This window comes from Hymenobacter terrenus (assembly GCF_000972495.1).
Classification (GTDB): domain Bacteria; phylum Bacteroidota; class Bacteroidia; order Cytophagales; family Hymenobacteraceae; genus Hymenobacter; species Hymenobacter terrenus.
Map to the genome: position 1 here is coordinate 1 of NZ_LATM01000134.1, position 608 is coordinate 608.

The following is a 608-nucleotide window of genomic DNA, read 5'->3' on the forward strand; positions in this document are numbered from 1 at the left end:
TATCCTCGCCGGCCAGCAGCCGGTCAACGGCTTCGTAGGCCCAGCTGAACTGGTCGTGCGTGCGCTGGTCGTAGCCGCTAGGGCCGCCAACTTCCTCGGGTGGGCAGGCGCGGCGGCCACTCACGCATACTGGAACTACCGTCACTACGGTTAGTGGCAGCAGCTTTTCCACCCGCACCTGGTGCTGCCAATAGTCGCCGAAGTCATAGGTGTAGGTGAACTTGTCGTTCACCTGCCACGGGAAATCGCCCAAGTGGACGCGGCGGGCATCGTCGGCAAAGTAGGCACCGCCAGCATACGGAATCCCGTAGTCCTTTCCCCAGAGCTTGAAGCGATGCAGGTGCCAGTTCTCCCAGCCCATCGCCACCTGAACGATATGGTGTAGCTCGGCGAGCGTTGTGTCGCCCCGCACCAGCACGCGCCGACTGATTTGCGGACTGATGCCCAGCAGGTGAATCTTGAGCTGATAGCCCAAGGCCAGGCGGTCAGGAGCAGATAAGATTGGCGTAGAAGCTGGCTGGGGCATCGCTTTCACGAACAAGTACGGCTCCCCAAGTTAACTCGCCAGACGCTTGCCTCCCCATTGCCCCACACTTTTTGATGCTCTC

1 protein-coding gene is annotated in these 608 nt (G+C 60.9%); it reads right to left on the bottom strand.

Annotation, left to right across the window (positions count from 1 at the left end; all coding sequences use genetic code 11):
* Nucleotides 1-526, bottom strand: a 526-nt coding sequence (locus WX88_RS26830; RefSeq protein WP_156176504.1) for a plasmid pRiA4b ORF-3 family protein, incomplete at its 3' end; no start/stop codon positions are given.
* Between the last annotated feature and the right edge of the window lie 82 nt (nt 527-608).